Annotated in this window: 26 protein-coding genes; 10 read left to right on the plus strand and 16 right to left on the minus strand. The window is 58.6% G+C overall.

Features of this window, described 5'->3' with window-relative positions:
- Positions 1-5: 5 nt before the first annotated feature.
- Positions 6-371 carry a DUF4180 domain-containing protein gene (locus ACUXAC_RS09895; RefSeq protein WP_122016416.1) on the plus strand — a complete coding sequence of 122 codons (366 nt, stop codon included), beginning with the start codon at positions 6-8 and terminating at the stop codon, positions 369-371.
- Between the two features lie 57 nt (positions 372-428).
- Here ACUXAC_RS09895 and ptsG read toward each other — a convergent pair whose 3' ends face one another.
- The 14 genes from ptsG to yceD all read right to left on the minus strand — a co-directional run bounded on the left by ptsG (position 429) and on the right by yceD (position 12,738).
- Positions 429-1,862, minus strand: coding sequence for a PTS glucose transporter subunit IIBC (gene ptsG / locus ACUXAC_RS09900; protein WP_016928184.1), 1,434 nt, complete (start codon positions 1,860-1,862; stop codon positions 429-431).
- 343 nt (positions 1,863-2,205) lie between these two features.
- Positions 2,206-2,982 carry a metal-dependent hydrolase gene (locus ACUXAC_RS09905; RefSeq protein WP_041034646.1) on the minus strand — a complete coding sequence of 259 codons (777 nt, stop codon included), beginning with the start codon at positions 2,980-2,982 and terminating at the stop codon, positions 2,206-2,208.
- 19 nt (positions 2,983-3,001) lie between these two features.
- Positions 3,002-4,009 (minus strand): DNA polymerase III subunit delta', encoded by a 1,008-nt coding sequence (gene holB / locus ACUXAC_RS09910; RefSeq protein ID WP_342121013.1) that lies wholly within the window; start codon positions 4,007-4,009, stop codon positions 3,002-3,004.
- Entirely contained in the window at positions 4,009-4,647 is a 639-nt protein-coding gene (gene tmk / locus ACUXAC_RS09915; protein WP_033646442.1) for a dTMP kinase, read from the minus strand. Before tmk ends, holB begins: the two co-directional genes overlap by 1 nt.
- Complete coding sequence (mltG, locus tag ACUXAC_RS09920; protein WP_049197996.1) at positions 4,637-5,662, minus strand: endolytic transglycosylase MltG; 1,026 nt, start codon at positions 5,660-5,662, stop codon at positions 4,637-4,639. The genes tmk and mltG overlap by 11 nt, the downstream gene beginning before the upstream one ends.
- 13 nt (positions 5,663-5,675) lie before the next feature.
- On the minus strand, positions 5,676-6,473 hold the full coding sequence (gene pabC, locus ACUXAC_RS09925) for an aminodeoxychorismate lyase (RefSeq protein WP_049197997.1): 798 nt from the start codon (positions 6,471-6,473) through the stop codon (positions 5,676-5,678).
- 144 nt (positions 6,474-6,617) lie between these two features.
- Complete coding sequence (fabF, locus tag ACUXAC_RS09930; protein WP_049197999.1) at positions 6,618-7,859, minus strand: beta-ketoacyl-ACP synthase II; 1,242 nt, start codon at positions 7,857-7,859, stop codon at positions 6,618-6,620.
- An 82-nt stretch (positions 7,860-7,941) separates the two neighbouring features.
- A complete protein-coding gene (gene acpP / locus ACUXAC_RS09935) occupies positions 7,942-8,178 on the minus strand; it encodes an acyl carrier protein (RefSeq protein WP_004719003.1) in 237 nt (78 codons plus the stop codon).
- Positions 8,179-8,332: 154 nt separating this feature from the next.
- Positions 8,333-9,067 carry a 3-oxoacyl-ACP reductase FabG gene (fabG, locus tag ACUXAC_RS09940; RefSeq protein WP_016928193.1) on the minus strand — a complete coding sequence of 245 codons (735 nt, stop codon included), beginning with the start codon at positions 9,065-9,067 and terminating at the stop codon, positions 8,333-8,335.
- Positions 9,068-9,078: 11 nt separating this feature from the next.
- The gene (fabD, locus tag ACUXAC_RS09945) at positions 9,079-10,008 is read right to left on the minus strand and encodes an ACP S-malonyltransferase (protein ID WP_015377451.1); all 930 of its coding nucleotides are present in this window, start codon (positions 10,006-10,008) and stop codon (positions 9,079-9,081) included.
- Positions 10,009-10,026: 18 nt separating this feature from the next.
- Positions 10,027-10,980 (minus strand): beta-ketoacyl-ACP synthase III, encoded by a 954-nt coding sequence (locus ACUXAC_RS09950; protein WP_025302411.1) that lies wholly within the window; start codon positions 10,978-10,980, stop codon positions 10,027-10,029.
- A gap of 6 nt (positions 10,981-10,986) precedes the next feature.
- Positions 10,987-12,021, minus strand: coding sequence for a phosphate acyltransferase PlsX (gene plsX, locus ACUXAC_RS09955; protein ID WP_197784637.1), 1,035 nt, complete (start codon positions 12,019-12,021; stop codon positions 10,987-10,989).
- Positions 12,022-12,032: 11 nt separating this feature from the next.
- On the minus strand, positions 12,033-12,200 hold the full coding sequence (gene rpmF / locus ACUXAC_RS09960) for a 50S ribosomal protein L32 (RefSeq protein WP_004927778.1): 168 nt from the start codon (positions 12,198-12,200) through the stop codon (positions 12,033-12,035).
- Between the two features lie 16 nt (positions 12,201-12,216).
- On the minus strand, positions 12,217-12,738 hold the full coding sequence (gene yceD, locus ACUXAC_RS09965) for a 23S rRNA accumulation protein YceD (protein ID WP_004927780.1): 522 nt from the start codon (positions 12,736-12,738) through the stop codon (positions 12,217-12,219).
- Between the two features lie 141 nt (positions 12,739-12,879).
- On the opposite strand from yceD, the gene ACUXAC_RS09970 reads away from it, so the two are divergent.
- Complete coding sequence (locus ACUXAC_RS09970) at positions 12,880-13,461, plus strand: Maf family protein (RefSeq protein ID WP_060440208.1); 582 nt, start codon at positions 12,880-12,882, stop codon at positions 13,459-13,461.
- Positions 13,462-13,467: 6 nt separating this feature from the next.
- On the opposite strand, the gene rluC is transcribed toward ACUXAC_RS09970, so the two are convergent.
- Positions 13,468-14,427, minus strand: a complete 960-nt coding sequence (gene rluC, locus ACUXAC_RS09975; RefSeq protein ID WP_038875510.1) for a 23S rRNA pseudouridine(955/2504/2580) synthase RluC — start codon at positions 14,425-14,427, stop codon at positions 13,468-13,470.
- A gap of 552 nt (positions 14,428-14,979) precedes the next feature.
- Between rluC and rne the strand changes: the two genes are divergently transcribed.
- Positions 14,980-18,357 carry a ribonuclease E gene (gene rne / locus ACUXAC_RS09980; RefSeq protein ID WP_387442435.1) on the plus strand — a complete coding sequence of 1,126 codons (3,378 nt, stop codon included), beginning with the start codon at positions 14,980-14,982 and terminating at the stop codon, positions 18,355-18,357.
- 61 nt (positions 18,358-18,418) lie between these two features.
- Here rne and ACUXAC_RS09985 read toward each other — a convergent pair whose 3' ends face one another.
- Positions 18,419-18,706 carry a putative quinol monooxygenase gene (locus ACUXAC_RS09985; RefSeq protein ID WP_015377446.1) on the minus strand — a complete coding sequence of 96 codons (288 nt, stop codon included), beginning with the start codon at positions 18,704-18,706 and terminating at the stop codon, positions 18,419-18,421.
- 213 nt (positions 18,707-18,919) lie between these two features.
- On the opposite strand from ACUXAC_RS09985, the gene pyrC reads away from it, so the two are divergent.
- The 7 genes from pyrC (at position 18,920) to ACUXAC_RS10020 (ending at position 23,485) form a co-directional block, all read left to right on the plus strand.
- Positions 18,920-19,966, plus strand: coding sequence for a dihydroorotase (pyrC, locus tag ACUXAC_RS09990; protein WP_060440211.1), 1,047 nt, complete (start codon positions 18,920-18,922; stop codon positions 19,964-19,966).
- A 75-nt stretch (positions 19,967-20,041) separates the two neighbouring features.
- Entirely contained in the window at positions 20,042-20,281 is a 240-nt protein-coding gene (gene dinI / locus ACUXAC_RS09995; RefSeq protein WP_038875499.1) for a DNA damage-inducible protein I, read from the plus strand.
- A 130-nt stretch (positions 20,282-20,411) separates the two neighbouring features.
- A complete protein-coding gene (locus ACUXAC_RS10000) occupies positions 20,412-20,690 on the plus strand; it encodes a hypothetical protein (protein WP_038875495.1) in 279 nt (92 codons plus the stop codon).
- 201 nt (positions 20,691-20,891) lie between these two features.
- Positions 20,892-21,146, plus strand: coding sequence for a biofilm formation regulator BssS (gene bssS, locus ACUXAC_RS10005; RefSeq protein ID WP_454266618.1), 255 nt, complete (start codon positions 20,892-20,894; stop codon positions 21,144-21,146).
- Between the two features lie 141 nt (positions 21,147-21,287).
- The gene (gene solA, locus ACUXAC_RS10010; protein ID WP_070914764.1) at positions 21,288-22,403 is read left to right on the plus strand and encodes an N-methyl-L-tryptophan oxidase; all 1,116 of its coding nucleotides are present in this window, start codon (positions 21,288-21,290) and stop codon (positions 22,401-22,403) included.
- 216 nt (positions 22,404-22,619) lie between these two features.
- Positions 22,620-23,246: a LuxR C-terminal-related transcriptional regulator gene (locus ACUXAC_RS10015; protein ID WP_038875489.1), complete on the plus strand. Its 627-nt coding sequence runs from the start codon at positions 22,620-22,622 to the stop codon at positions 23,244-23,246.
- A 122-nt stretch (positions 23,247-23,368) separates the two neighbouring features.
- On the plus strand, positions 23,369-23,485 hold the full coding sequence (locus ACUXAC_RS10020; RefSeq protein WP_004927822.1) for a DUF2770 family protein: 117 nt from the start codon (positions 23,369-23,371) through the stop codon (positions 23,483-23,485).

Raw genomic sequence — 23,485 nt, forward strand, 5'->3', positions numbered from 1 at the left:
CGCCGATGCGCTACGCCGTGCGGCAAATCCATGATCTGCGCCTGGTGGTTTTCGCCGAAGCCGGGCCGCCGTTGAAAGACGAAAACGACGTCAGCCTGTTTATCGCGCCCGCCTTTGAACACGATGCCGGGATGATTGCCCTCCCCGTCAACCGCCTCGACGCCGCCTTCTTCCAACTCAGAAGCGGCATGGCCGGCGCCGTATTGCAGAAATTCATCAACTACCGCCTGCGCGTGGCGCTGCTGGGCGATATCACCCCCTGGCTGGCGCAAAGCAACGCGCTGCAAGATTTTGTGCGTGAAGCCAACTGCGGCGAACAGGTCTGGTTCCTCCCTTCTCACGCCGAACTCGAACAGCGGCTTGGTGCCTGACGGCAGGCAATAAAAAAAGGGAGGCTTTCGCCTCCCTTGGTAACTCCCCTGCCTGAATCAGTGATTACGGATGTATTCGTCCATATCGGTTTTCAGGTTGTCGGACTTGGTGCCGAAGATGGCCTGCACGCCGGAGCCAGCGACGACTACGCCGGCTGCGCCCAGTTTCTTCAGGCCCGCCTGGTCAACTTTGGACACGTCGGCCACGCTGACGCGCAGACGGGTGATGCAAGCATCCAGGTTAGTGATGTTTTCTTTACCGCCGAAGGCCTGAACCAGCGCCGCGGACATTTCGGAACCGCCCTGCGCAGTCTGCTCGGCAGCGGTGTCTTCACGGCCCGGGGTTTTCAGATCCAGCTTGGCGATCAGCACGCGGAAGATGGTGTAGTACACCAGACCGTAGACGATGCCGACGATTGGGAACAGCCAGATTTTGCTGCTGTTGCCGCTCAGTACGATAAAGTCGATCAGGCCGTGCGAGAAGCTGGTGCCGTCACGCATGCCCAACAGGATGCAGATTGGGAACGCCAGGCCGGCCAGGATAGCGTGGATCACGTACAGGATCGGCGCGACGAACATGAAGGAGAACTCGATCGGCTCAGTGATACCGGTCAGGAACGAGGTCAACGCGGCGGAGATCATGATGCCGCCGACTTTCGCGCGGTTTTCCGGTTTGGCCGAGTGCCAGATAGCGATGGCTGCAGCAGGCAGACCGTACATTTTGAACAGGAAGCCGCCGGACAGTTTGCCCGCGGTTGGGTCACCCGCCATGTAGCGAGGGATGTCGCCGTGGAATACCTGGCCCGCCGCGTTGGTGAATTCACCAATTTGCATTTGGAACGGTACGTTCCAGATGTGGTGCAGACCGAATGGCACCAGAGCACGCTCAACCACGCCGTAAATGCCGAAGGCCACGACCGGGTTCTGATAAGCCGCCCACTGCGAGAAGGTCTGGATAGCCGTACCGATCGGCGGCCAGATGAAGGACAGCACTACGCCCAGAACGATCGCCGCCAGACCGGAAATGATCGGCACGAAGCGCTTACCGGCAAAGAAGCCCAGGTATTCCGGCAGTTGAATGCGGAAGAAGCGGTTGAACATATAGGCCGCGATGGCACCGGAGATAATCCCCCCGAGCACACCGGTATCCGCCAGGTGCTTGGCCGCAATTTCTTCAGCCGGCAGGTGCAGCACCAGCGGCGCAACCACCGCCATGGTTTTCACCATGATGCCGTAGGCCACCACCGCCGCCAGCGCGGAAACGCCGTCGTTGTTGGTGAAGCCCAAAGCGACGCCGATGGCGAAAATCAGCGGCATGTTGGCGAAGACCGAACCGCCCGCTTCCGCCATCACGTGGGAGACTACCGCAGGTAGCCAGCTAAAGTTGGCGGAGCCGACGCCCAGCAGGATACCTGCGATAGGCAACACGGACACCGGCAGCATGAGCGATTTACCTACTTTTTGCAGGTTTGCAAATGCGTTCTTGAACATAGTTGAGTGTGCTCCTGAGTAATAATGCTTTGCTACTTCTTGTCGCGATAATTCGCGCTGCAAGGGGGGGAGAAAAACCCCTGCAATTCAGGGTGTCTGAGCACCCCTTGAATTTATTACGCAGAGTAAAATAAATAGCCTGCGCAATGTTTGATGACAATCACGTTTCGATGATCGAGCCGCGGTAACTTTGCATAAACCGGCTATTTTTTGGCAAAACGGGCCAAAAAACACGCATCAATCACCCTGAAACGGGAGGGAACCTTACCCGTTTCAGTGATTAATTACGAGCTTAAAAAAAATTACGCAGACAATGACCTACAGCTATAGCCTAGGTCAAAGATCACAGATCGAGGTGAAATAAGCGTGAAAAGTTGGCGGTGGTCGCTTCGGCCAGTTGTTCCAGGCTGACGCCCTTCAATACCGCCATGTATTCAGCCACATCGCGCACATAGGCGGGTTGGTTTTCTTTGCCGCGATGCGGCACCGGCGCCAGATAAGGCGAATCGGTTTCCACCAGAATGCGATCCAGCGGCACATAGCGGGCCACCTCACGCAGCTGTTCGGCGTTGCGGAAGGTCACGATGCCCGAGAAGGAGATGTAGAAGCCCAGATCCAGCAGCGCTTCGGCCGTGGCCAGATCTTCGGTGAAGCAGTGAAGTACGCCGCCGCAGTCCTGTGCGTTCTCTTCACGCAGGATCGCCAGCGTGTCCGCACGCGCATCGCGGGTGTGGACGATCACCGGTTTGTTCAGATCCCGGCCGATGCGGATATGTTCGCGGAAAGAGTCCTGCTGCAGCTCAAGATTGTCTTTCTGGTAGAAGTAATCGAGCCCGGTTTCCCCCAGCGCTACCACCTGCTCCGCCGCCGCCAGGCGGCGCAGCTCGGCGTAATCATACCCCTCTTCCAGATTGAGCGGATGCACCCCGCAGGAGAAGGCCACGTCGTTGCGCTTGCCGATCAGCTCGGTCATGGAACGGTAGCCCGGCAGCGTGGTGGCGACCGCCAGCACATAGCCGACGTCGCGCGCTTTGGCCTTGGCCAGCGCATCGTCCACATTTTGGTGCAGCGTTTGATAATCCAGACTGTCAAGATGGCAATGGGAATCGACTAACAACATAATGTTTAACTCTTTTACTTTACAGCGAATGAGAGTGGGAATAGCCGGCGGCGCCAAGCATCTGTTCCCAGCGAAGTAACTGTTCGGTCAGCAGCAGCTCGCGATTGACGCCCACCACGCTGAGCAGCTGATGGCGGCAGTTCAGCCACTGCTGCACGATCTGCTGCAGCGAGGCGCTGCTCAGCAGGCTGGCCAGCTGATGCACCAGCGGCTGCTGATCCTGATTCAATACATACTGATGCGCGCCCTGCTGCCACTTCATCGCGTCCACCAGCAGCGCGCACAGCCAGTGCAGGCGCTCGGCGACGTCTTCATGGTTCAACACCGGCAGCAGCGACAGCATATCGCGCTGCGGCAGCGCGGCGCTCAACGCGGCGCACAGGGCGCTGCGCTGTTGCCACTGCTGCGGCTGCAACAGCTGTTCGGCGGCCAGCGGCGCGCCGTCGTGCAGGCGCAGCGCCGTGAGGCGGTCCATCTGAGATCCGGCCGCCTGTCGGCCCAGCCACTGCAGGCTGAGCTGCTCATCCGGGCTCGCCAAATGCCAATACAGGCAACGGCTGCGCAGCGTCGCCATCAGCCGCGACGGCTCACGGCAACCCAGCAGAAAATAGGTTTTCTCCGGCGGCTCTTCCAGCGTTTTAAGCAGCGCGTTGGCCGCCGCCTCGGTCAGCTGTTCCGCCTGCGGCAGCCAAATCACTTTGGCGCCGCCCTGCTGCGCGTGGGCGTACAGCGTTTCAATCACCTGACGGATCGGCTCAATGCCCAGGCTGCTCTTGCCCTTTTCCGGCGCCAGCACGTGATAATCCGGGTGGTTCCCCGCCAGCATCAGCCGGCAGCTGTGGCACTCGCCGCAGCTTTTTTCACCGTTGCGCTGCTGGCAGATCAACCAGCGGCTCAGGCCGTAGGCCAGCGCGTCGTCACCGTTGCCCGCCGCCGCGTGCAGCAGCAGCGCATGATGGCCGCGGCCGTCGGCGTACTGCCCAACCAGCTGGCGATAAGGGCCGTTCAGCCACGGGTACCAGTTCATTATGCGCCTTCCTGCTGCCGCAGCCAGTGGCCGACGCAGTCGCGGATCGCCGCGGTCACCTGCTCCAGCGGCTGGGCGGCGTCGACGGTGACGATGGTTTTATCCTGCGCCGCCAGCTCGAGATAGCGAGCGCGGGTGCGCTCGAAGAACGGCAGCGCCTCCTGTTCGATGCGATCCAACTGACCGCGCGCCTGTGCGCGTTGCAAGCCGACCAGCGGCGGCAGATCGAGATACACCGTCAAATCCGGGCGAAAATCCCCCAGCACGGTGTCGCGCAGCGAGCTCATCAGCTGCGGATCCACGCCGCGGCCGCCGCCCTGGTAAGCCTGTGAAGAGAGATCGTGGCGATCGCCCACCACCCAGGCGCCGCGCGCCAGGGCCGGTTTAATCACGGTCTCCACCAGCTGCACGCGCGCGGCGTACAGCATCAGCACTTCGGCCTTGATGGTCGGCAATTCGCCGTCGATGCCGCGCTTGAACAGATCGCGCAGCTTCTCCGCCAGCGGCGTGCCGCCCGGCTCGCGGGTGAAGACGATGTCGCTGACGCCGTGTTCGCGCAGCACATTGACCACCGTGTCGCGCGCGGTGGTTTTGCCCGCGCCTTCCAGCCCTTCGATAACAACGAATTTACTTTTCATTCTTTTCCTTTAACGCCTGGCGGTACACGCGCACCGCCTGGTTATGGCTCGCCAGATTGGTGGTGAAGGTATGCCCACCCTTGCCGTCGGCGACAAAATAGAGATATGGCGTTTTGGCCGGATTGGCGGCTGCCTGCAGCGAGGCCTCACCCGGCATGGCGATCGGCGTTGGCGGCAGGCCGGCGATCACATAGGTGTTGTACGGCGTCGGCGTCTCCAGATCCTTGCGCGTGATGTTGCCATTATAGCTTTCGCCCATGCCGTAGATCACCGTCGGATCGGTCTGCAGGCGCATGCCGATGCGCAAGCGGTTGACGAACACCGACGCGACCTTGCTGCGCTCTTCCGGCACCGCGGTCTCTTTCTCGACGATCGAGGCCATGGTCAGCAGGTCTTCCGGCGTTTTATACGGCAGGCTGGTGTCGCGGCCGGCCCAGGCGGCCTGCAGCGCTTTGTTCATGCGCACGTGTGCGCGTTTGAGCAGCGCGATGTCGCTCATGCCGGCGGTATACTGATAGGTATCCGGATACAAATGCCCTTCCGGCGTTTCTCCCGCAGGAATGCCGAGCGCTGCGGCAATCTCCGCTTCGCTCTTGCCCGCCAGGGTGTGTTTCAGGTATTTGGACTGCTGCAGCACCTGCTGCCAATCACGCAGGCGTGAGCCTTCGATAAAGCGTGCGGTGAACTGCGCCTCTTTGCCGCTGGCCAACAGTTTCAGCATCTGGCGCACCGTCATGCCCGGCGTGAACCGGTAGGTACCGGCTTTAAACTCCGCCAACTCCGGCTCCAGCTTCAGCAGCCACTGGAACCAGCGCCCGTTGTGCACCAGTTTATCGCGTACCAGTAGCCCTTCCAGCGCTACTCGGCCGGTGCCGGCCGGCAGTTTGAAGATGGTTTCTTGCTGGATAGCCAGCGGCGTATCGGCAAAGCGTTCGATCTTCTGGTAGCCCCAAAACAGCAGCGCCAATACCAGAACAACAATAACAGACAGGACCTTCAGCTTTCTTTTCTTCATCAATCAGCCATGGTTAACAGTGTGGACGCAAAAAATCATACAGCTGGCGCGAAGCATAACGCCATGATTGCGCAGCGTTTACCGGCAGCAGCGGCATCAGCGCATTGCTCACCAGCACTTCGTCGGCATCGGCCAGCGTCTCCAACGGTTCACTGACGCACTGCAGACGGTATTCCGAGCCCGCCAGCAGCGCGATCACCCGCCGCCGCATCAAGCCCGCGACGCCGGCCTGGCTCAGATCCGGGGTAAATACCGCTTTTCCCTTACGCCAGAACAAATTAGCCGCACAGCATTCCACCAGCATACCGGCAGTGTCAAGCACCAGCGCCTCGTCGGCGGCCGTCTGGTCAAGATGCGCGCGGATCAGCACCTGCTCCAGGCGGTTCAAATGCTTCAACCCCGCCAGCAACGGATTGCGCGCCAGCGCCACCGGGCTGAGCGCAAGCGTGATGCCCTGCTCGCGCCACTGCAAATAGTGCGCAGGGTAGCTGCTGCGGGCGACGATACGCGTCGGGTTTTCGCACCCCGTCGGGCTGTAACCCCGCCCGCCGCTGCCGCGCGTCAGTATCGCTTTGACCACGCCGAGCGGAATTGATTCGGCCGCCAGCGCCATCTCCCGCTCGAAAGCCAGCCAATCGGTGGCAGGCAGCATCAGCCGCTGCGCCGCTTGCTGCAGCCGCTCCAGATGCCAGGGCAGCAGCTCGATTTTACCGTCGATAACCCGGGCGGTAGTAAAGCAGCCATCGCCGAACTGCAGGCCACGATCGCTCGGCGCCAGCGCATCGTGGCGTTGTCCGTTAATCCAGTACATGCTTCCTCCTGTTGCCGGGCTATTTCATTACGCTCGCAGGATAGCAGGCGGCGAGACGATACGCAGCACCGCCGGCGGCCAAACGGCGGGCGTAAAAAAGCCCGGTTAAAAAACCGGGCTTTCGTCAGCTATCCGCAGCGCGAGTTACACTCGGCGGAAGATCAGCGAGCCGTTGGTGCCGCCGAAGCCGAAGGAGTTACACAGGGTGAACTCCATATCGCTGACCTGGCGCGCTTCGTGAGGCACGAAGTCCAGATCGCAACCTTCATCCGGGTTATCCAGGTTGATGGTTGGCGGTACCGCCTGATCGCGCAGCGCCAGCACGGTGAAGATAGACTCGATCGCGCCTGCCGCACCCAACAGGTGGCCAGTCATCGATTTGGTCGAACTCACCAGCACGCGGTGGGCATCGGCGCCGAAGACGGATTTCACCGCCTGCGCTTCCGCCTGGTCACCCGCCGGCGTAGAGGTGCCGTGCGCATTGATGTAGCCGATTTGTGACGGGGTCACACCGGCGTCAAGCAGGGCATTTTCCATCGCCAGCGCAGCGCCTGCGCCGTTTTCCGGCGGCGACGTCATGTGATAAGCATCGCTGCTCATCCCAAAGCCCACCACTTCGGCGTAGATTTTCGCGCCGCGTTTTTTCGCGTGCTCGTACTCTTCCAGCACCATCATGCCGGCACCGTCGCCCAGCACGAAGCCGTCGCGGTCTTTATCCCACGGACGGCTCGCCGCCTGCGGGTTGTCATTACGGGTGGACAGGGCGCGCGCTGCGCCAAAGCCGCCGACGCCCAATGGGGTGCTGGCTTTCTCTGCCCCACCGGCCAGCATCACGTCAGCATCATTGTAAGCAATGATACGCGCCGCATGGCCGATGTTGTGCACACCTGAAGTACAGGCGGTGGCGATGGAAATGCTTGGGCCACGCATGCCGTACATGATTGTCAGGTGGCCTGCAATCATATTCACGATGGTGGATGGCACGAAGAACGGACTGATTTTCCGTGGGCCACCGTTAACCAGTGAACTGTGGTTTTCTTCGATCAAACCCAGGCCGCCGATGCCGGAACCGATCGCGGCTCCAATGCGGGTGGCGTTAGCCTCGGTGATGTCCAGACCTGCATCCTGCATGGCTTGCATGCCGGCAGCGATACCGTACTGGATAAAGGCGTCCATCTTGCGCGCATCTTTGCGAGAGATGAAATCCTCAGAATTAAAATTCTTTACCAGGCCAGCAAACTTGGTCGCATAGGCAGTGGTATCGAAATGGTCGATCAGGCTGATGCCACTCTGACCGGCAAGAAGAGCGTTCCACGTGGACTCTACCGTATTGCCGACAGGAGACAACATGCCCAGTCCGGTCACAACTACTCGACGCTTAGACACGTTTGTCCTCCAGGGAGGGAAAAATATGACACTAGGGATAGAAAAAACTTAGGCGGTCGAACGACCGCCTAGATATGTTCTCTTACTGCTGGCTAGCGTTGATGAAATCAATAGCTGCCTGAACAGTAGTGATCTTCTCAGCTTCTTCGTCTGGAATCTCGGTGTCGAATTCTTCTTCCAGTGCCATTACCAGCTCAACGGTGTCAAGAGAATCAGCGCCCAGATCTTCAACGAAAGAAGCGTTGTTCAAAACTTCTTCCTGTTTAACACCCAGTTGCTCAACAATGATTTTCTTAACGCGTTCTTCGATAGTGCTCATACTCTTAAATTTCCTATCAAAACTCGCTTTCGCGATGGTTTTCGTAGTGTATAAAATGCTGAAAAAGATGCAACTAAATCCCGGCTGGTCAAACCACGATTTTACGCTATTTTGCGGTTTTTGCCTCAAATAACGCAAATGGTTTTCACATTTTTTAAATCATGTACATGCCGCCATTGACATGTAACGTTTCACCGGTGATATAGCCGGCCTCATCAGAGGCCAAAAATGCAACAGCGCTGGCGATTTCTTTAGCATCGCCCAGCCGGTTGGCTGGAACTGATGACAAAATGCCTGCGCGTTGATCATCTGTCAACGCCCGTGTCATGTCCGTCTCAATAAAGCCAGGTGCCACGACGTTGACCGTAATGCCACGCGAAGCAACTTCACGTGCCAAAGATTTGCTAAAACCAATCAAACCGGCTTTAGCCGCCGCGTAGTTCGCCTGCCCTGCGTTCCCCATGGTGCCGACAACGGAACCGATGGTGATGATACGGCCAAACCGCTTTTTCATCATAGCGCGCATTACCGCTTTTGACAGGCGGAATACGGAAGTCAGGTTGGTGTCGAGGATATCCTCCCACTCGTCATCCTTCATACGCATCAGCAGGTTATCACGCGTGATGCCGGCATTATTCACTAAAATGTCGATTTCGCCAAATTCGGCGCGAATCGATGCCAGCACGCTGTCGATAGATTGCGCATCAACAACGTTCAACATAAACCCTTTACCGTTTGCGCCCAGGTAGCTGCTGATCGCTTCAGCGCCGCTCTCGCTGGTCGCGGTGCCGATCACTTTGGCGCCGCGTGCCACAAACGTTTCTGCAATAGCTCGGCCAATACCGCGGCTCGCGCCGGTGACCAGAACGATTTTACCTTCGAAGCTCATCATTTTCCTCTTTATTGTTCAAGCGCCGCCGACAGGCTGGCGGTGTCGTTCACCGCCGCAGCCGTCAGGGTGTCAACAATACGTTTAGTCAGGCCGGTCAGCACTTTGCCCGGCCCCACTTCCAGCAGCGACGTCACTCCCTGTGCTGCGATAAATTCTACGCTCTCGGTCCAACGTACCGGGCTGTACAGCTGACGCACCAGCGCGCTTCGGATCGCTTCCGGATCGTTTTCGGTGCGCACGTCGACGTTGTTCACCACCGGCACCTGCGGCGCGTTGAAGGTGATGTCCTGCAGCGCCACGGCCAGCTTGTCGGCGGCCGGCTTCATCAGCGCGCAGTGCGAAGGCACGCTCACCGGCAGCGGCAGCGCACGTTTGGCGCCGGCGGCTTTGCAGGCGGCGCCTGCGCGCTCAACCGCTTCTTTGTTGCCGGCGATGACCACCTGGCCCGGCGAGTTGAAGTTGACCGGAGAAACCACCTGCCCTTGCGCAGACTCTTCACACGCTTTGGCGATCGCGTCGTTGTCCAGACCGATGATGGCGTACATCGCGCCGGTGCCTTCCGGCACCGCTTCCTGCATCAGCTTGCCGCGCAGCTCGACCAGACGGATCGCCGCCTTGAAGTCCAGCACGCCGGCGCAGACCAGCGCCGAGTATTCGCCCAGGCTGTGACCCGCCATCAGCGCAGGCGCTTTACCGCCCTGCTGCTGCCAAACGCGGAAAATCGCCACCGAGGCGGCCAGCAGAGCCGGTTGGGTCTGCCAGGTTTTGTTCAGCTCTTCCGCCGGGCCTTGCTGCACCAGCTGCCACAGGTCGTAACCCAGGGCGGAAGAGGCCTCGCCGAAGGTTTCTTCGACGATCGGAAACTGTGCGGCCAATTCGGCCAGCATGCCAACGGTCTGTGACCCTTGGCCCGGGAAAACAAAAGCAAATTGCGTCATTTTTTCTTCCTGTCCAAATCAGAAACGAACCAGCGCCGAGCCCCAGGTAAAGCCGCCGCCGAAGGCCTCCAGCAGCACCAGTTGGCCACGCTGAATTCGCCCGTCGCGCACGGCTTCGTCCAGCGCGGAAGGCACCGAGGCGGCAGAGGTGTTGCCGTGACGATCGAGCGTCACCACCACTTTGTCCATTCCCATGCCCAGTTTTTTCGCCGTTGCGCTGATGATGCGCAGGTTGGCCTGGTGCGGTACCAGCCAATCCAGCTCGCTGCGGTCCATGTTGTTGGCCTGCAACGTCTCATCGACGATGCGCGCCAGCTCGGTAACCGCAACCTTGAAGACTTCGTTGCCCGCCATGGTGACATAGGCCGGCTTGTCTTGATTCTGACGATCCTTGTACGGCAGCGTCAGCAGGTTGCCGTAGCTGCCGTCGGCATGCAGATGGGTAGACAGAATGCCCGGCGCTTCAGAAGCCCCCAGCACCACCGCCCCTGCGCCATCGCCAAACAGAATGATGGTGCCGCGATCTTCAGGATCCAGCGTGCGCGACAAGACGTCCGCGCCGATAACCAGCGCATGTTTGACCGCGCCGTTTTTCACGTACTGATCGGCCACGCTGAGCGCGTAAGTGAAGCCGGCGCAGGCCGCAGCCAGATCGAACGCCGCGCAGTCTTTGATGCCCAGCATTTGCTGCACCAGGCACGCCGCGCTCGGGAACGCGTGAGTGGTCGTGGTGGTCGCCACGACGATCAGCCCAATGTCTTCTTTAGCCACACCTGCCATTTCCAGCGCTTTCTCAGCGGCCTGGAAGCTCATCGTCGCAACGGTTTCATCCGCAGCGGCGATGCGACGTTCGCGGATACCGGTACGCGTGACGATCCACTCGTCAGAGGTATCCACCATTTTTTCCAAATCAGCATTGGTGCGCACTTGTACGGGCAAATAACTCCCCGTACCGAGAATCTTTGTATACATGTACGATCAGTCACTCTTAGGTAATACAGCCTCAAGGCGCGCAGCAATCCTTTCCGGGACTTGCCGCTGCACCGCCTGCACAGCCTGTTCGATTGCGACTGCAAACGCGTGAGGGTTCGCAGCGCCGTGGCTCTTGACTACGGTGCTGCGCAATCCTAACAGACATGCGCCATTATACTGGTCGGGGTTCAGGTGGCCGAACCGCTTAACCACCCGTTTTTGCAACCAACGGCCCAACAATTTCAGCCACCACGCTTGCTTGTTTCCGTCGCCGGGCGATTTCAGCAGCGATAAGAACACCCTGACCACCCCTTCCATGGTTTTCAGGGTGACGTTGCCCACGAAGCCATCGCAAACCAACACGTCGGTCTTACCGGTGAGCAGTTCGTTTCCTTCCAGGTAACCAATATAGTTGATTGCCGGAGTATTTTTTAGCACAGCGGCCGCTTCGCGGATATTATCCAGGCCTTTGGTCTCTTCTTCGCCAATATTCAGCAGCGCCACCCGCGGTTGCGCAATGCCGATCACCTCTTCCGCCATCACCGCGCCCATCACGGCAAACTGCACCAGCATGGTGCTGTCGCACTCGACGTTGGCGCCCAGATCCAGCACCACGGTTTTACTGCGTTGCTGATTCGGGATCGCCGTCATCAGCGCCGGGCGTTCGATGCCCTCCAGCGGCTTGACCAACAGCTTCGCCAATCCCATCAGCGCGCCGGTATTGCCGGCGCTGACGCAGCCCTGCGCGTTTCCGCTGCTGAGCTGCTCGAGCGCAATGCGCATCGACGTGCCGCGGCTGGCGCGTATCGCTTGTGAAGGTTTGGCGTCGCCGGCAATCACGGACTCGGCGGGCACGACTTGCAGACGCTCCAGAAGAACCGGATCGGCATGGGCAAGCAAAGGGGAGATGACGTCGGGATTGCCGACCAGCAGGAGATGAAGCTGTAAATTAGAGGCCAGTGCCTGCAACGAAGCAGGCACTGTGACGCAGGGACCGAAGTCCCCGCCCATTGCATCTAACGCCAGGGTTAGACGAGTCAAGGTATCGCTACTTAGCCGATAACCTTGCGACCGCGGTAGAAACCGTCGGCAGTGATGTGGTGACGACGGTGAGTTTCACCGGATACTTTGTCTACAGACAGAGTAGTCGTGGTCAGAGCATCGTGAGAACGACGCATGCCACGCTTGGAACGGGTTGGTTTATTCTGTTGTACGGCCATGGACCTTACTCCTCAATTACTTACGCTTTAAACTGGCTAATACGGCAAACGGATTCGGTTTCTCCGCCTCGGGAGGCAGTTGGCCGAATACCATGTCCGCTTCGGACACTTCACAGTGTTCAGATTCATGTACCGGAACGACAGGCAGTGAAAGAATAATTTCGTCTTCAATCATTGCCAACAGATCGACTTCGCCAAACTCGTCAACTTCGATCGGTTCGTACGCTTCCGGTAATGCCTCAGCCTGCTCATCATTGACGACCGGGCTAAAACAATATGTTGTGTGAACCTGATGTTCGAACGGGACTCCACAGCGTTGGCACATCAACGTTACCGTGACGTCCGCATGCCCTGTTATCACCGCGAGGCGCTGATTGTCGATATTGAACGACAACGACACCTCGACATCACTGTCCACACTGACCACGGAGTCGGCAACACGAGTAACCTGCTCAGGCGCATAGACACCAGCATAGTCCAGGCGTTTCTGAGCGGTACGTACCGCATCAATGGTCAAGGGTAATTTTACCTTTTGCATAGGGCGCGCATATTAACTTTGTAACGACATAGAGTCAAAGAAAAAGGCCGTAAAACGGCTCCTTTCACCAATATTCGCTTCCACAGCGGCCGACAGTTTAAAATGCCGTACCCATTTACGCTACGGTTTGCGAAAAAAATTATGCAGAGATTGCTTTTAGCCTCCACCTCCCCCTATCGAAAAATGCTGCTGGAGAAGCTGCAGCTACCCTTCGACTGCGCCGCACCCGAGGTGGATGAAACCCCACTGCCGGGTGAAACCGCCGAAGCGCTGGTGCTGCGCCTGGCGGCGGCGAAGGCTCAGGCGCTGGCCCTCGCCTATCCCGAGCATCTGATCATCGGCTCCGATCAGGTCTGCGTGATCGATGGCAACATCACCGGCAAGCCCCATACCGAGGAGAACGCCCGGGCACAGCTGCGCCAGGCCAGCGGCCAGGCCGTGACTTTTTATACCGGCCTGGCGCTGTACAACGGCCGCAGCAAGCAGCTGCAGGCCCTGTGCGAGCCGTTCCACGTGCATTTTCGCGCGCTGAGCGAAACGGAGATCGCTGCCTATGTTCGCATGGAGCAACCGCTGAACTGCGCAGGCAGTTTTAAGAGTGAAGGATTGGGGATCGCACTGTTCGACAGGCTGGAAGGCCGGGACCCGAACGCCCTGATCGGCCTGCCGTTGATCGCGCTGTTGGAGATGTTGCGGGCTGAGGGCATCAACCCGCTGGTCTGACGCGGATTACTTGGCCGCCTGCCGGCGCAGCACCTGCAGGCAGTGGCGCAGCTCTTCGTCCATCGGCGCTTCGATGCGCATCGTTTCGCCGGTGGACGGATGCTCAAAGCGCAGCGCTGCGGCGTGCAGGAACAGCCGCTTCAGGCCGGTACCCGCCAGCTGGCGATCGAACTCGCGGTCGCCATAGCGATCATCAAAGGCGATCGGGTGCCCGGCATGCAGCGTGTGCACGCGGATCTGGTGAGTGCGCCCGGTGATCGGGCTGGCCTTCACCAGGGTAGCGAATTCGTAACGCTCTTCCACCTTGAAGCGGGTTTCCGAAGGCTTGCCTTCGCTGCTGACGCGCACGATGCGCTCACCGCTTTGCAGAATGTTTTTCAGCAGAGGCGCCTGTACGGCCTTGCAGTGGGACTGCCACTGGCCGCGCACCAGCGCCAGATAATCCTTCTGCATCCCCTTCAGCCGCAGCTGTTCGTGCAGCGAGCGCAGCGCGGAGCGCTTCTTGGCCACCAGCAGCACGCCGGAGGTGTCGCGATCCAGACGGTGCACCAGCTCGAGGAAACGGGCTTCCGGGCGCAGCGCGCGCAGCCCTTCGATCACGCCGAAGCTCAGGCCGCTGCCGCCATGCACCGCGGTGCCGGAGGGCTTGTTGAGGATCAGGAGGTGGTCGTCTTCATAAAGGATGCAGTCTGCCAATGCGGCTACCTTATCCAGCTTGGCCGACACCGGCGTCTCTTCGCGCTCGGCCACCCGCACCGGCGGCACGCGCACCACGTCGCCGGCCGCCAATTTGTATTCGACCTTGATGCGCCCTTTATTGACCCGCACCTCGCCCTTACGCACGATGCGATAAATCATGCTCTTCGGCACGCCTTTCAGGCGAGCGAGCAGAAAGTTGTCGATTCTCTGACCGGCTTCGTCGTCGGAAATCGTGATGAATTGTACTGCTGGATTGTTCGTTTTCATGGTGCGGGATTCTAAATAGAGCGCGTGAATAGCGCCACATCTTTTTCTGTGCTTAACTGTCTCTCTGACGGCGGGCGAAACCCCAGCGGACAATAAGGCAGCAAGCCGGTTTGAACGTTTGCGATTTCTTCCGCAGTTAAGGAAAAGTCACCTTGCTATAACGGCATCAGCAGTGGAATAATGCAGTCACTTTCCGCGTTGATTCTCGTTAAACAGGGAAAACGGTGGAATTATAAAATTTGTCTGATCGCGCAAAAACGCAGCAATGGCGTAAGACGTAATGCGAAATCAAACAATTAGCGGGCTGCGGGTTGCAGCTTGGCCGGCAAATGGAATCAGATCTGTCGACGTAAATCAGAGGCTATTCCCCTAGTAAAAGTGCTGCCTTTCACAAAGAAAAGCAGGCTTACCGAGATAATGCGCCCCTATGCAGGCGACAACCGTGAGGTTGACGGCTTTGCGAGAAGACACGGGGCTTTCGGTTTAACTCCGGCCATGAGGTTATTTTGCCCGCAGCTTTGTCGATAATGTAAAAATAACGAGTAAGTTAAGATGAAAAGAATGTTGATTAACGCAACTCAGCAGGAAGAGTTGCGTGTTGCCCTCGTAGATGGACAGCGGCTGTATGATTTGGATATCGAAAGTCCGGGTCATGAGCAGAAAAAAGCGAATATTTACAAAGGCAAAATCACCCGCATTGAACCAAGTCTTGAAGCAGCGTTCGTGGACTACGGCGCAGAACGACATGGTTTCCTCCCCCTTAAAGAAATCGCCCGCGAATACTTCCCTAGCAATTACTCTTCCCATGGCCGCCCGAACATCAAAGATGTGCTGCGCGAAGGCCAGGAAGTCATCGTTCAGGTAGACAAAGAAGAACGTGGCAACAAAGGCGCCGCCTTGACCACCTTCATCAGCCTGGCGGGCAGCTATCTGGTGCTGATGCCGAACAACCCGCGTGCCGGTGGTATTTCCCGCCGCATCGAGGGCGACGATCGCACCGAGCTGAAAGAAGCGCTCTCCTCGTTGCAACTGCCGGACGGCATGGGCCTGATCGTTCGCACTGCGGGCGTAGGCAAATCCGCCGACGCGCTGCAGTGGGATCTCTCCTTCCGTCTCAAGCACTGGGAAGCGATTAAAAAAGCCGCCGAAGGCCGCCCTGCGCCGTTCCTGATCCACCAGGAAAGCAACGTTATCGTGCGCGCCTTCCGCGATTACCTGCGCCCGGACATCGGCGAAATCCTGATCGACAACCCGAAAATTCTCGATCTGGCCAAAGAGCACATCGCTGCGCTGGGCCGCCCGGATTTCAGCAGCAAAATTAAACTGTACAGCGGTGAAATCCCTCTGTTCAGCCACTACCAGATCGAATCGCAGATCGAATCAGCCTTCCAGCGCGAAGTGCGCCTGCCGTCCGGCGGCTCGATCGTCATCGACAGCACCGAAGCGCTGACCGCCATCGACATCAACTCCGCCCGCGCAACCCGCGGCGGCGACATCGAAGAGACGGCGTTCAACACCAACCTGGAAGCGGCGGACGAGATCGCTCGCCAGCTGCGCCTGCGTGACCTTGGCGGCCTGATCGTCATCGACTTCATCGACATGACGCCGGTTCGCCACCAGCGCGAAGTGGAAAACCGCCTGCGCGACGCCGTGCGCCAGGACCGTGCGCGCATCCAGATCGGCCGCATTTCCCGTTTCGGCCTGCTGGAAATGTCCCGTCAGCGCCTCAGCCCGTCGCTGGGCGAGTCCAGCCACCACGTGTGCCCACGCTGTAACGGCACCGGCACCATCCGCGACAACGAATCGCTGGCGCTGTCCATCCTGCGCCTGATCGAAGAAGAAGCGCTGAAGGAAAACACCAAAGAAGTTCACGCTATCGTGCCGGTTCAGGTCGCTTCGTACCTGCTGAACGAAAAGCGCGAATCCGTCAGCGCGATCGAAAAACGCCAGGGCGGCGTGAAAGCCGTCATCGTGCCGAACGATCAGATGCAAACCCCGCACTACTCGGTGCTGCGCGTGCGTAAAGGTGAGGAAACCTCTACCCTGAGCTACCTGCTGCCGAAGCTGCATGAAGAAGACATGGAGCGCCCGCTGGAAGATGCGCCGATGGAACGCAAGCGTCCGGAGCAACCGGCCCTGGCTTCCTTCTCCCTGTCCGCCGATGCGCCGCCGCCGGCTGAAGAAGCTGTCGCCGTGGCCAAGCCTGCCGCTGCCGCCGCCAAGGCTCAAACCGCAGCGCCGGTCGCCGCCAAGCCGGGCTTCCTGGGCCGCCTGTTCGGGGGTCTGAAGAGCCTGTTCGCCGGTGAAGAACAACCTGCCGTCGAAGAAGCCAAACCGGCCGAAACGCCGAAGGCGGAAGGCAACGGTGAAAACCGTCGTCAGGATCGTCGCGGCCAGCGCCGTCAAGGCACCGGCCGTAAAGAGCGCGGTGAGCGTGGCGATCGTCCGGAACGCGGCGAGCGTAAAGAGCGCGGTGAAGGCCGTGACAATCGCGAGCGCGACAACCGTGAACCGCGTGAGAACCGTGAAGGCCGTGAATCGCGTGAATCCCGCGATGAACAGCGCCGTAACCGCCGCAACCAGCAGCAGAACGCACCGGTCGCTGAGGAAACCGCCTCGGAAGAAAGCGCTAAAGCGCCGCGCGAAGATCAGCAGCAACGTCGTGAGCAACGTGCTGAACGCCAGCGTCGTCGTCAGGAAGAGAAGCGCCAGGCTCAGCAGGAAGTGAAAGCGCTGGAAAGCGTTGAAGCGGTCGAGAGCACCGACGAAGAGCAGGAAGAACGCCAGCAGCAGAACATGCAGCGCCGTCAGCGCCGCCCTCTGTCGCAGAAAGTGCGCATCCTGTCTGCGGAAGAAGAACTGCAGCGTGCAGCGGAAGAGCTGTTGGCACCGAAAGCGCCGGTCGCGAAAGCCGCCGACGCACAGCCGACCGCCGACGACAGCGTCAAGCTGCTGCCGGAAACCGTTGCCGTTCAGCCGGAAGACGATGCCCAGGGCGAAAACCGCGGCAACGGCGAAGGCATGCCGCGTCGCTCCCGTCGTTCACCGCGTCACCTGCGCGTCAGCGGCCAGCGCCGCCGCCGTTACCGTGATGAGCGTTACCCGCTGCAATCCCCAATGCCGCTGGCGGGCGCGTTCGCTTCGCCGGAAATGGCGTCGGGCAAAGTCTGGGTAAGCTACCCGGTTGCTCAGGTTGAAGAAGCCGAAGTGCAGGCCGAAGTCGTAGAACAGGCAGCGGCACCGGTTGTCGCCGCAGCGGTTGAACAACACAGCGCTGCCGTGGAAGAAACTCAGGCTGCGGCCAGCGTCAACGAGCCGGCTCCAGAAGCCGCCGTTGAAACTGCAGCCGTCACCGTAACGGAAGAAGAAGCTGCAGCCGTGGCACCGGTCGTTGCCACCCCGGCCGAGGAAACCCCGGCGCCGGTGGAAGCCGCACCGGCACCTGCCGCAGTTGAAGAACCGAAAGCGGAAGAGACTGCCCCGGCAGTGGAAGCCGAGCCGGTAGCTGAAGCCGTAACTGCAGAACCTGTGGTTGAAGCCAAGCTGGTGGAAGAGAAGCCTGTGGTCGAAACTGCACCGGTAGAAGCCACGCCAGCGGAAGAAACGCCAGTGGCAGAAGCCGCACCTGTGCCAGCCGCCGTAGAAGCCGCTCCGGTCGAAAAAGTCCCAGCGCCAATCGCCGCGGAACCTGCGCCTGTGGTTGCTCAGCAGCCGGCACCGGTGAAAGCCGTGCAGGACGTGCTGTACAAACACATCGCCACTGCGCCGATGACCAAAGCGCCTGCGCCGGCCTACGTGCCGGAAGAACGCAAGCACAGCGACTGGCAGCGCCCTTCCTTCAACTTTGAAGGCAAAGGCTCGGCAGGCGGCCATTCGGCGGTGAGCCAGGCGACCGCGCCGGCCACCAAGCCACAGCCGGTTAACGAATGAGTTAATCTGCAACCCTAAAAAAACCCGCCATCGGCGGGTTTTTTCTTGCCTGTAAAAAGGCTCAGGCTATCTTTTTCAGTTTCTTGATGTCCAAAACGTCCAACTTGCCGTCAAGCCGGCTGACGAACTGCTGAAAATGTGCCGTCTCATTATGCTTATCCAGCGCTTCGCTGCTGGCCCAACGCTCAAAGAACACGAAGACGCCCGGCTTTTCCAGATCGCGATGTAAATCATACTGCAGGTTGCCCAACTCCTGGCGGCTCGGCTCGATAATATCGTGCACCGCTTCGCTGACGGCGGCTTCAAATCCCGCTTTCGCTTGCAGGGTGGCGATAACGCGTACTTCCATTGCTTTCTCCCTTTCCACTTGATGAAGGTCGACGGTATTGGCGTCGGCATCGTTGAAATCTCTGCCACTATGCGCCCGCCGCCCTATTGATTTCAACTTGTCGCCAACAAACAGATGCATCTCAGGCACTTTCCGCTTATCCTTACACCCCGGCGTGAATAAACCCATTATTCGCTTTTCATTAGACGTATTTGACCGCCGGAGCCTAGCTAGATGACCGCACAACCTCAAGTTCTGAAAATCCGCCGCCCAGACGACTGGCATATCCACCTGCGTGACGACGAGATGCTGAAAACGGTGGTGCCCTATACCAGCCAGGTATTTGGCCGGGCGATCGTGATGCCGAACCTGGTTCCCCCCGTAACGACCGTGGCCGCCGCGCGCGCCTACCGCGATCGCATTCTGGCGGCGGTCCCGCAGGGCCACAACTTCACTCCGCTGATGACCTGCTACCTGACGAACTCCCTGGCGGCCAGTGAACTGGTCAACGGCTTCGAGCAAGGGGTGTTTACCGCCGCCAAGCTGTATCCGGCCAACGCTACGACCAACTCCAGCCACGGCGTCAGCGACGTGACCGGCATTTACCCGCTGTTCGAACAGATGCAAAAAATCGGCATGCCGCTGCTGATCCACGGCGAAGTGACCGATCCTGCCGTCGATATTTTCGACCGCGAGGCGCGCTTTATCGAACAGGTCATGGAACCTATCCGCCGCCAGTTCCCAGAGTTGAAGATCGTCTTCGAGCACATCACCACCAAAGAAGCGGCGCAATATGTGCAGGCAGGCAATCGTTTCCTCGGCGCCACCATCACGCCACAGCACCTGATGTTCAACCGTAACCACATGCTGGTGGGCGGCATTCGCCCACACCTGTTCTGCCTGCCGATCCTCAAGCGCAATGTCCACCAGGAAGCGCTGCGTCAGGCGGTCGCCAGCGGTTCGGATCGTTTCTTCCTCGGCACCGACTCCGCGCCGCATCTCAAGCACCGCAAAGAATCCAGCTGTGGCTGCGCCGGCTGCTTCAACGCGCCGAATGCCATCCCGGCTTACGCTGCCGTGTTCGAACAACTCGGCGCGTTGGAGCACTTTGAAGCCTTCTGCTCGCTCAACGGCCCACGCTTCTATGGTCTGCCGCTCAACGAAGACTTCATCGAGCTGCAGCGCGTGCCGACCACCCAACCGGAAGAGATCGCCCTGGGCAATGAATCCGTGATCCCCTTCCTGGCCGGTGAAACCCTGAACTGGTCGCTGAAAAACTGATATTTTTGCTTCGCCCTCTTGCCCCCGCACCCGGTTAACTGTATAAATAAACAGTAAATCGCTTCGGGGGCAATTATGCGTGTTGAAGTCACTATAGATAAAACCCGGCCGCTGCCGGCGGGTGCCATTGAGGCACTGACCGGCGAACTGGGCAAGCGGGTCAATCGCCAGTTTCCAGACGCCGTCGTGCAAGTACGTTATGCCGGCGCCAACGGCCTCTCCGTGCTGGGAGGCGCCAAAACCGACCGGGATCTGATCGAGGAAATCCTTCAGGAAACCTGGGAAAGCGCGGACGAGTGGTTCAGCGCAGAATAACACTGCAATGCTGTTTTTGCCGGGGGTCGCTCTCCGGCTTTTTTGTTTCTGGCGCCCTGCCCATTCATCGCTTACCCTTACTTTGGAACAAAATCCGCCTCAGCGCTGTATTTAACGCAAAGGAGTAAGCATGGCCCCGGACAAGGTGAAATCCGAAGACGCGATGACGTTTGGTGAACTGCTGGCGCTGATTGCCGATCAGAAAAGGCGCTTGAACGTATTGGAAGTGGCTTTCTCTTATCTGGCCTTCAGCCTGGATGACAAAGCCAACCAACTGCTGATCCACAGCCTGAAGCTGGAATCGCACAGCCAAAACCGCGACGCCGAAACGCAGAAACATTTCGCCCATTTGGCCGAAGAGCTGGAAAAATGCCTGCACGGTTCACCGCCGCCAGCCGGCGCGGAATAATGCCCTGCGCTTTATTCATCCAAAAATTCGCATACCGGTTTGTAGAATAATTGTTCAAATAAATATTTATTTTGCAAATTTCGGTGACAACCCCCTCCACCGATGAAAGCGGATGCGTATACTGTAATTGCTCTCATGATGATGAGCCGCATTGATCCTCGTTAGTCACTCACGGTAGTTACTACTCAATAAGGGGTCTTTATGGACAGAAATGATAAAGTAATTCAGACGCACCCGCTTGTCGGTTGGGATATCAGTACTGTCGACGTTTACGACGCCATGATGATACGCCTTCATTACCTGTCTTCACTAGACCAAACGCCAGAAGAAGCCCAAGTAGACAGAACGCTTTGGCTGACCACAGATGTCGCCCGTCAATTAATCAATATCTTAGAGGCCGGCATCGCCAAGATTGAAGCTACGGATTACCAGGATCTTGATCGCAGAAAACATTGATTCATCGTCCCCTACCCCCTGAGGCGCCGCGACCCATTCCCGGCGCCTTTTTCTTTGCCTTTCGCCGTTCAATCAGTGCATTGCGCTCGGCAACCTTTTATCATGGGGCGATAAGAAATCGCTATCAGAGAGGGTGGGCACGTGGAATATGATTTGATTGTGGTGGGCAGCGGTTCAGTCGGCGCGGCGGCAGGGTATTACGCTACCCGGGCCGGCTTGAAAGTGCTGATGATCGACAGCGCCATTCCCCCGCACCGCAACGGCAGCCATCACGGCGATACCCGCATAATCCGTCACGCTTACGGCGAAGGTGAAAAGTACGTGCCGCTGGTGCTGCGCGCACAGGCGTTGTGGAATGCGCTGATTCAACAATCCGGCGAGGAACTGTTCCAGTCGTGCGGCGTGCTCAATTTGGGGCCGCAGCACTCCAAATTCATTCACAATGCTCAGCAGAGCGCGCAGAAATTCCGCCTGAACGCACAAACCCTCAGTGCCGAACAGATCGCTCAACGCTGGCCGGAATTCCGCGCTCCGGAAGGTTACGTCGGCGTTTTCGAACCGGACGCCGGCTTCCTGCGCTCCGAGCTGGCGGTGGCCAGCCTGATCAAGCTGGCGAAAGAGGCCGGCTGCAGTCAGTTGTTCAACTGCCCGGTCAGCGCGGTGGAGCCTATCGATGGCGGCGTTGCAGTCGTCACCGGCGAAGGGCGTTTCACGGCGCGAAAAGCCGTGGTCACCGCCGGCACCTGGGTGAAAGCGCTGTTACCGCAGCTGCCGATTGCGCCATTGCGCAAGGTATTCTCCTGGCATCAGGCGGACGGCCGCTACAGCGTGAACAATCGTTTCCCGGCCTTTACCGTCGAAGCGCAGGACGGCACGCACTATTACGGCTTCCCGGCGGATAACGACGGCCTGAAAGTGGGTAAACACGACGGCGGGCAGCCGATGGACGCCCCCGAGCAGCGCAAACCCTTCGGTAGCTACGCCAGCGACGGCACCGAAGTTTTCTCCTTCCTGCGGCAGTTTTTGCCGGGTGTAGGCGTATGTTTACACGGCGAAGCCTGCAGTTATGACATGAGCCCCGACGAAGACTTTATTATCGATACCCTGCCGGAGTGCGATCGCCTGATGGTCATCAGCGGATTGAGCGGCCACGGCTTCAAGTTCGCCAGCGCGCTGGGTGAGATTGCCGCCCTGTTCGCGCAGGACAAAGCGCCGCCGGTCGACGTCTCCAGCTTTGGTCTGAAACGATTTAGCTAAGCGAAGGATTTCTCTGTCCAGGTTGCCGTCGTGCCCTGGACAGCAAAATTTGGCAGTTACAATTTATTAACCTGCTAACTCTTTTAAATACCAAGTAAAAATTCTGATAACGGAAATTTCTTGCATTCAGCATTTGAATTTCCGAATTGAACACTTGCAGTGTAAGTCCTATTTTACAGAAGATATGCTCCATCGGCTTTCAACAAGGACGTCACCATGAAACTACTTGTCGTGGACGAATGCTGCTTCACCCGGGTCGGTATAGCCAGCTACTTTGCTGATAGTGGGATTACAACGATCAAGTGCTGCCACAGCATTGAGTACGCTACGCCGCTGTTGGCCAGCTTTCAGCCGAGCCACATTCTGGTGAACCTCAGCAACCAGTGCCGCTATAACGAAGCGGACGCACAGCTGCTGGCGTTTATGGAAGCCAGTCAGTCTGCCTTGCTGTTTATCTATCTCGATACGCCTTACCCCTACAGCGAAACGCCAATGCGCATCGCCGATAACGCGTTCCTGTTCAATAAAAGCATTCTGCCACTCACCTTGCGCACGCTGCGCGAAAATCCGCTGGCGCTGGCCGATGACGGCGAAGAGCGTTCCCTGTTCAGCCCGCAGGAACTGACGGTGATGAAATATTGGATGGCAGAAATGCCCAACTACCGCATCGCGAAAAAGCTGCAGATCAGCTCGCATACGGTGTATGTGCACAAGCGTCACATCACGGAGAAGATCAACGCGCGCAACCGGCTGGAGTTCTACTCGCTGTATAACGTGCTGCGTTATTTCTACCCGCCCAGCGCACCAACGAATTCGACGCCGCTGGCGCTGCTGGCGGTGTAACATCAAGCCTGCGATAACGCAGGCTTTTTTATCGCCACTCTTCCAGCGCTCACGCGCGCCCCGCTATAAAAGGTGCCGAGAAAAGGACTATAATCAAAGGTCTCTTTCTTCAGGCGGCTGAAATGTTAAACCGAATACTGGCGGCTATCGTCAACAACGTGCGTGAGCACCTGGTGCTGTATCTTTGTCTGTGGCTGGTGCTGCTGGCGCTGGATGTCTATTTTTTCTTCGTGATGTAA

It is taken from the genome of Serratia sp. 121840015-1, assembly GCF_053627655.1.

Bases quoted from the DNA above. Each gene is read 5' to 3' on its own strand.
- ACUXAC_RS09895 (WP_122016416.1), top strand. From the start codon at position 6: ATGCGCTACGCCGTGCGGCAAATCCATGATCTGCGCCTGGTGGTTTTC.
- ptsG (WP_016928184.1), bottom strand. From the start codon at position 1,862: ATGTTCAAGAACGCATTTGCAAACCTGCAAAAAGTAGGTAAATCGCTC.
- ACUXAC_RS09905 (WP_041034646.1), bottom strand. From the start codon at position 2,982: ATGTTGTTAGTCGATTCCCATTGCCATCTTGACAGTCTGGATTATCAA.
- holB (WP_342121013.1), bottom strand. From the start codon at position 4,009: ATGAACTGGTACCCGTGGCTGAACGGCCCTTATCGCCAGCTGGTTGGG.
- tmk (WP_033646442.1), bottom strand. From the start codon at position 4,647: ATGAAAAGTAAATTCGTTGTTATCGAAGGGCTGGAAGGCGCGGGCAAA.
- mltG (WP_049197996.1), bottom strand. From the start codon at position 5,662: ATGAAGAAAAGAAAGCTGAAGGTCCTGTCTGTTATTGTTGTTCTGGTA.
- pabC (WP_049197997.1), bottom strand. From the start codon at position 6,473: ATGTACTGGATTAACGGACAACGCCACGATGCGCTGGCGCCGAGCGAT.
- acpP (WP_004719003.1), bottom strand. From the start codon at position 8,178: ATGAGCACTATCGAAGAACGCGTTAAGAAAATCATTGTTGAGCAACTG.
- fabG (WP_016928193.1), bottom strand. From the start codon at position 9,067: ATGAGCTTCGAAGGTAAAATCGTTCTGGTCACCGGCGCGAGCCGCGGT.
- fabD (WP_015377451.1), bottom strand. From the start codon at position 10,008: ATGACGCAATTTGCTTTTGTTTTCCCGGGCCAAGGGTCACAGACCGTT.
- ACUXAC_RS09950 (WP_025302411.1), bottom strand. From the start codon at position 10,980: ATGTATACAAAGATTCTCGGTACGGGGAGTTATTTGCCCGTACAAGTG.
- rpmF (WP_004927778.1), bottom strand. From the start codon at position 12,200: ATGGCCGTACAACAGAATAAACCAACCCGTTCCAAGCGTGGCATGCGT.
- yceD (WP_004927780.1), bottom strand. From the start codon at position 12,738: ATGCAAAAGGTAAAATTACCCTTGACCATTGATGCGGTACGTACCGCT.
- ACUXAC_RS09970 (WP_060440208.1), top strand. From the start codon at position 12,880: ATGCAGAGATTGCTTTTAGCCTCCACCTCCCCCTATCGAAAAATGCTG.
- rluC (WP_038875510.1), bottom strand. From the start codon at position 14,427: ATGAAAACGAACAATCCAGCAGTACAATTCATCACGATTTCCGACGAC.
- rne (WP_387442435.1), top strand. From the start codon at position 14,980: ATGAAAAGAATGTTGATTAACGCAACTCAGCAGGAAGAGTTGCGTGTT.
- ACUXAC_RS09985 (WP_015377446.1), bottom strand. From the start codon at position 18,706: ATGGAAGTACGCGTTATCGCCACCCTGCAAGCGAAAGCGGGATTTGAA.
- pyrC (WP_060440211.1), top strand. From the start codon at position 18,920: ATGACCGCACAACCTCAAGTTCTGAAAATCCGCCGCCCAGACGACTGG.
- dinI (WP_038875499.1), top strand. From the start codon at position 20,042: ATGCGTGTTGAAGTCACTATAGATAAAACCCGGCCGCTGCCGGCGGGT.
- ACUXAC_RS10000 (WP_038875495.1), top strand. From the start codon at position 20,412: ATGGCCCCGGACAAGGTGAAATCCGAAGACGCGATGACGTTTGGTGAA.
- bssS (WP_454266618.1), top strand. From the start codon at position 20,892: ATGGACAGAAATGATAAAGTAATTCAGACGCACCCGCTTGTCGGTTGG.
- ACUXAC_RS10015 (WP_038875489.1), top strand. From the start codon at position 22,620: ATGAAACTACTTGTCGTGGACGAATGCTGCTTCACCCGGGTCGGTATA.
- ACUXAC_RS10020 (WP_004927822.1), top strand. From the start codon at position 23,369: ATGTTAAACCGAATACTGGCGGCTATCGTCAACAACGTGCGTGAGCAC.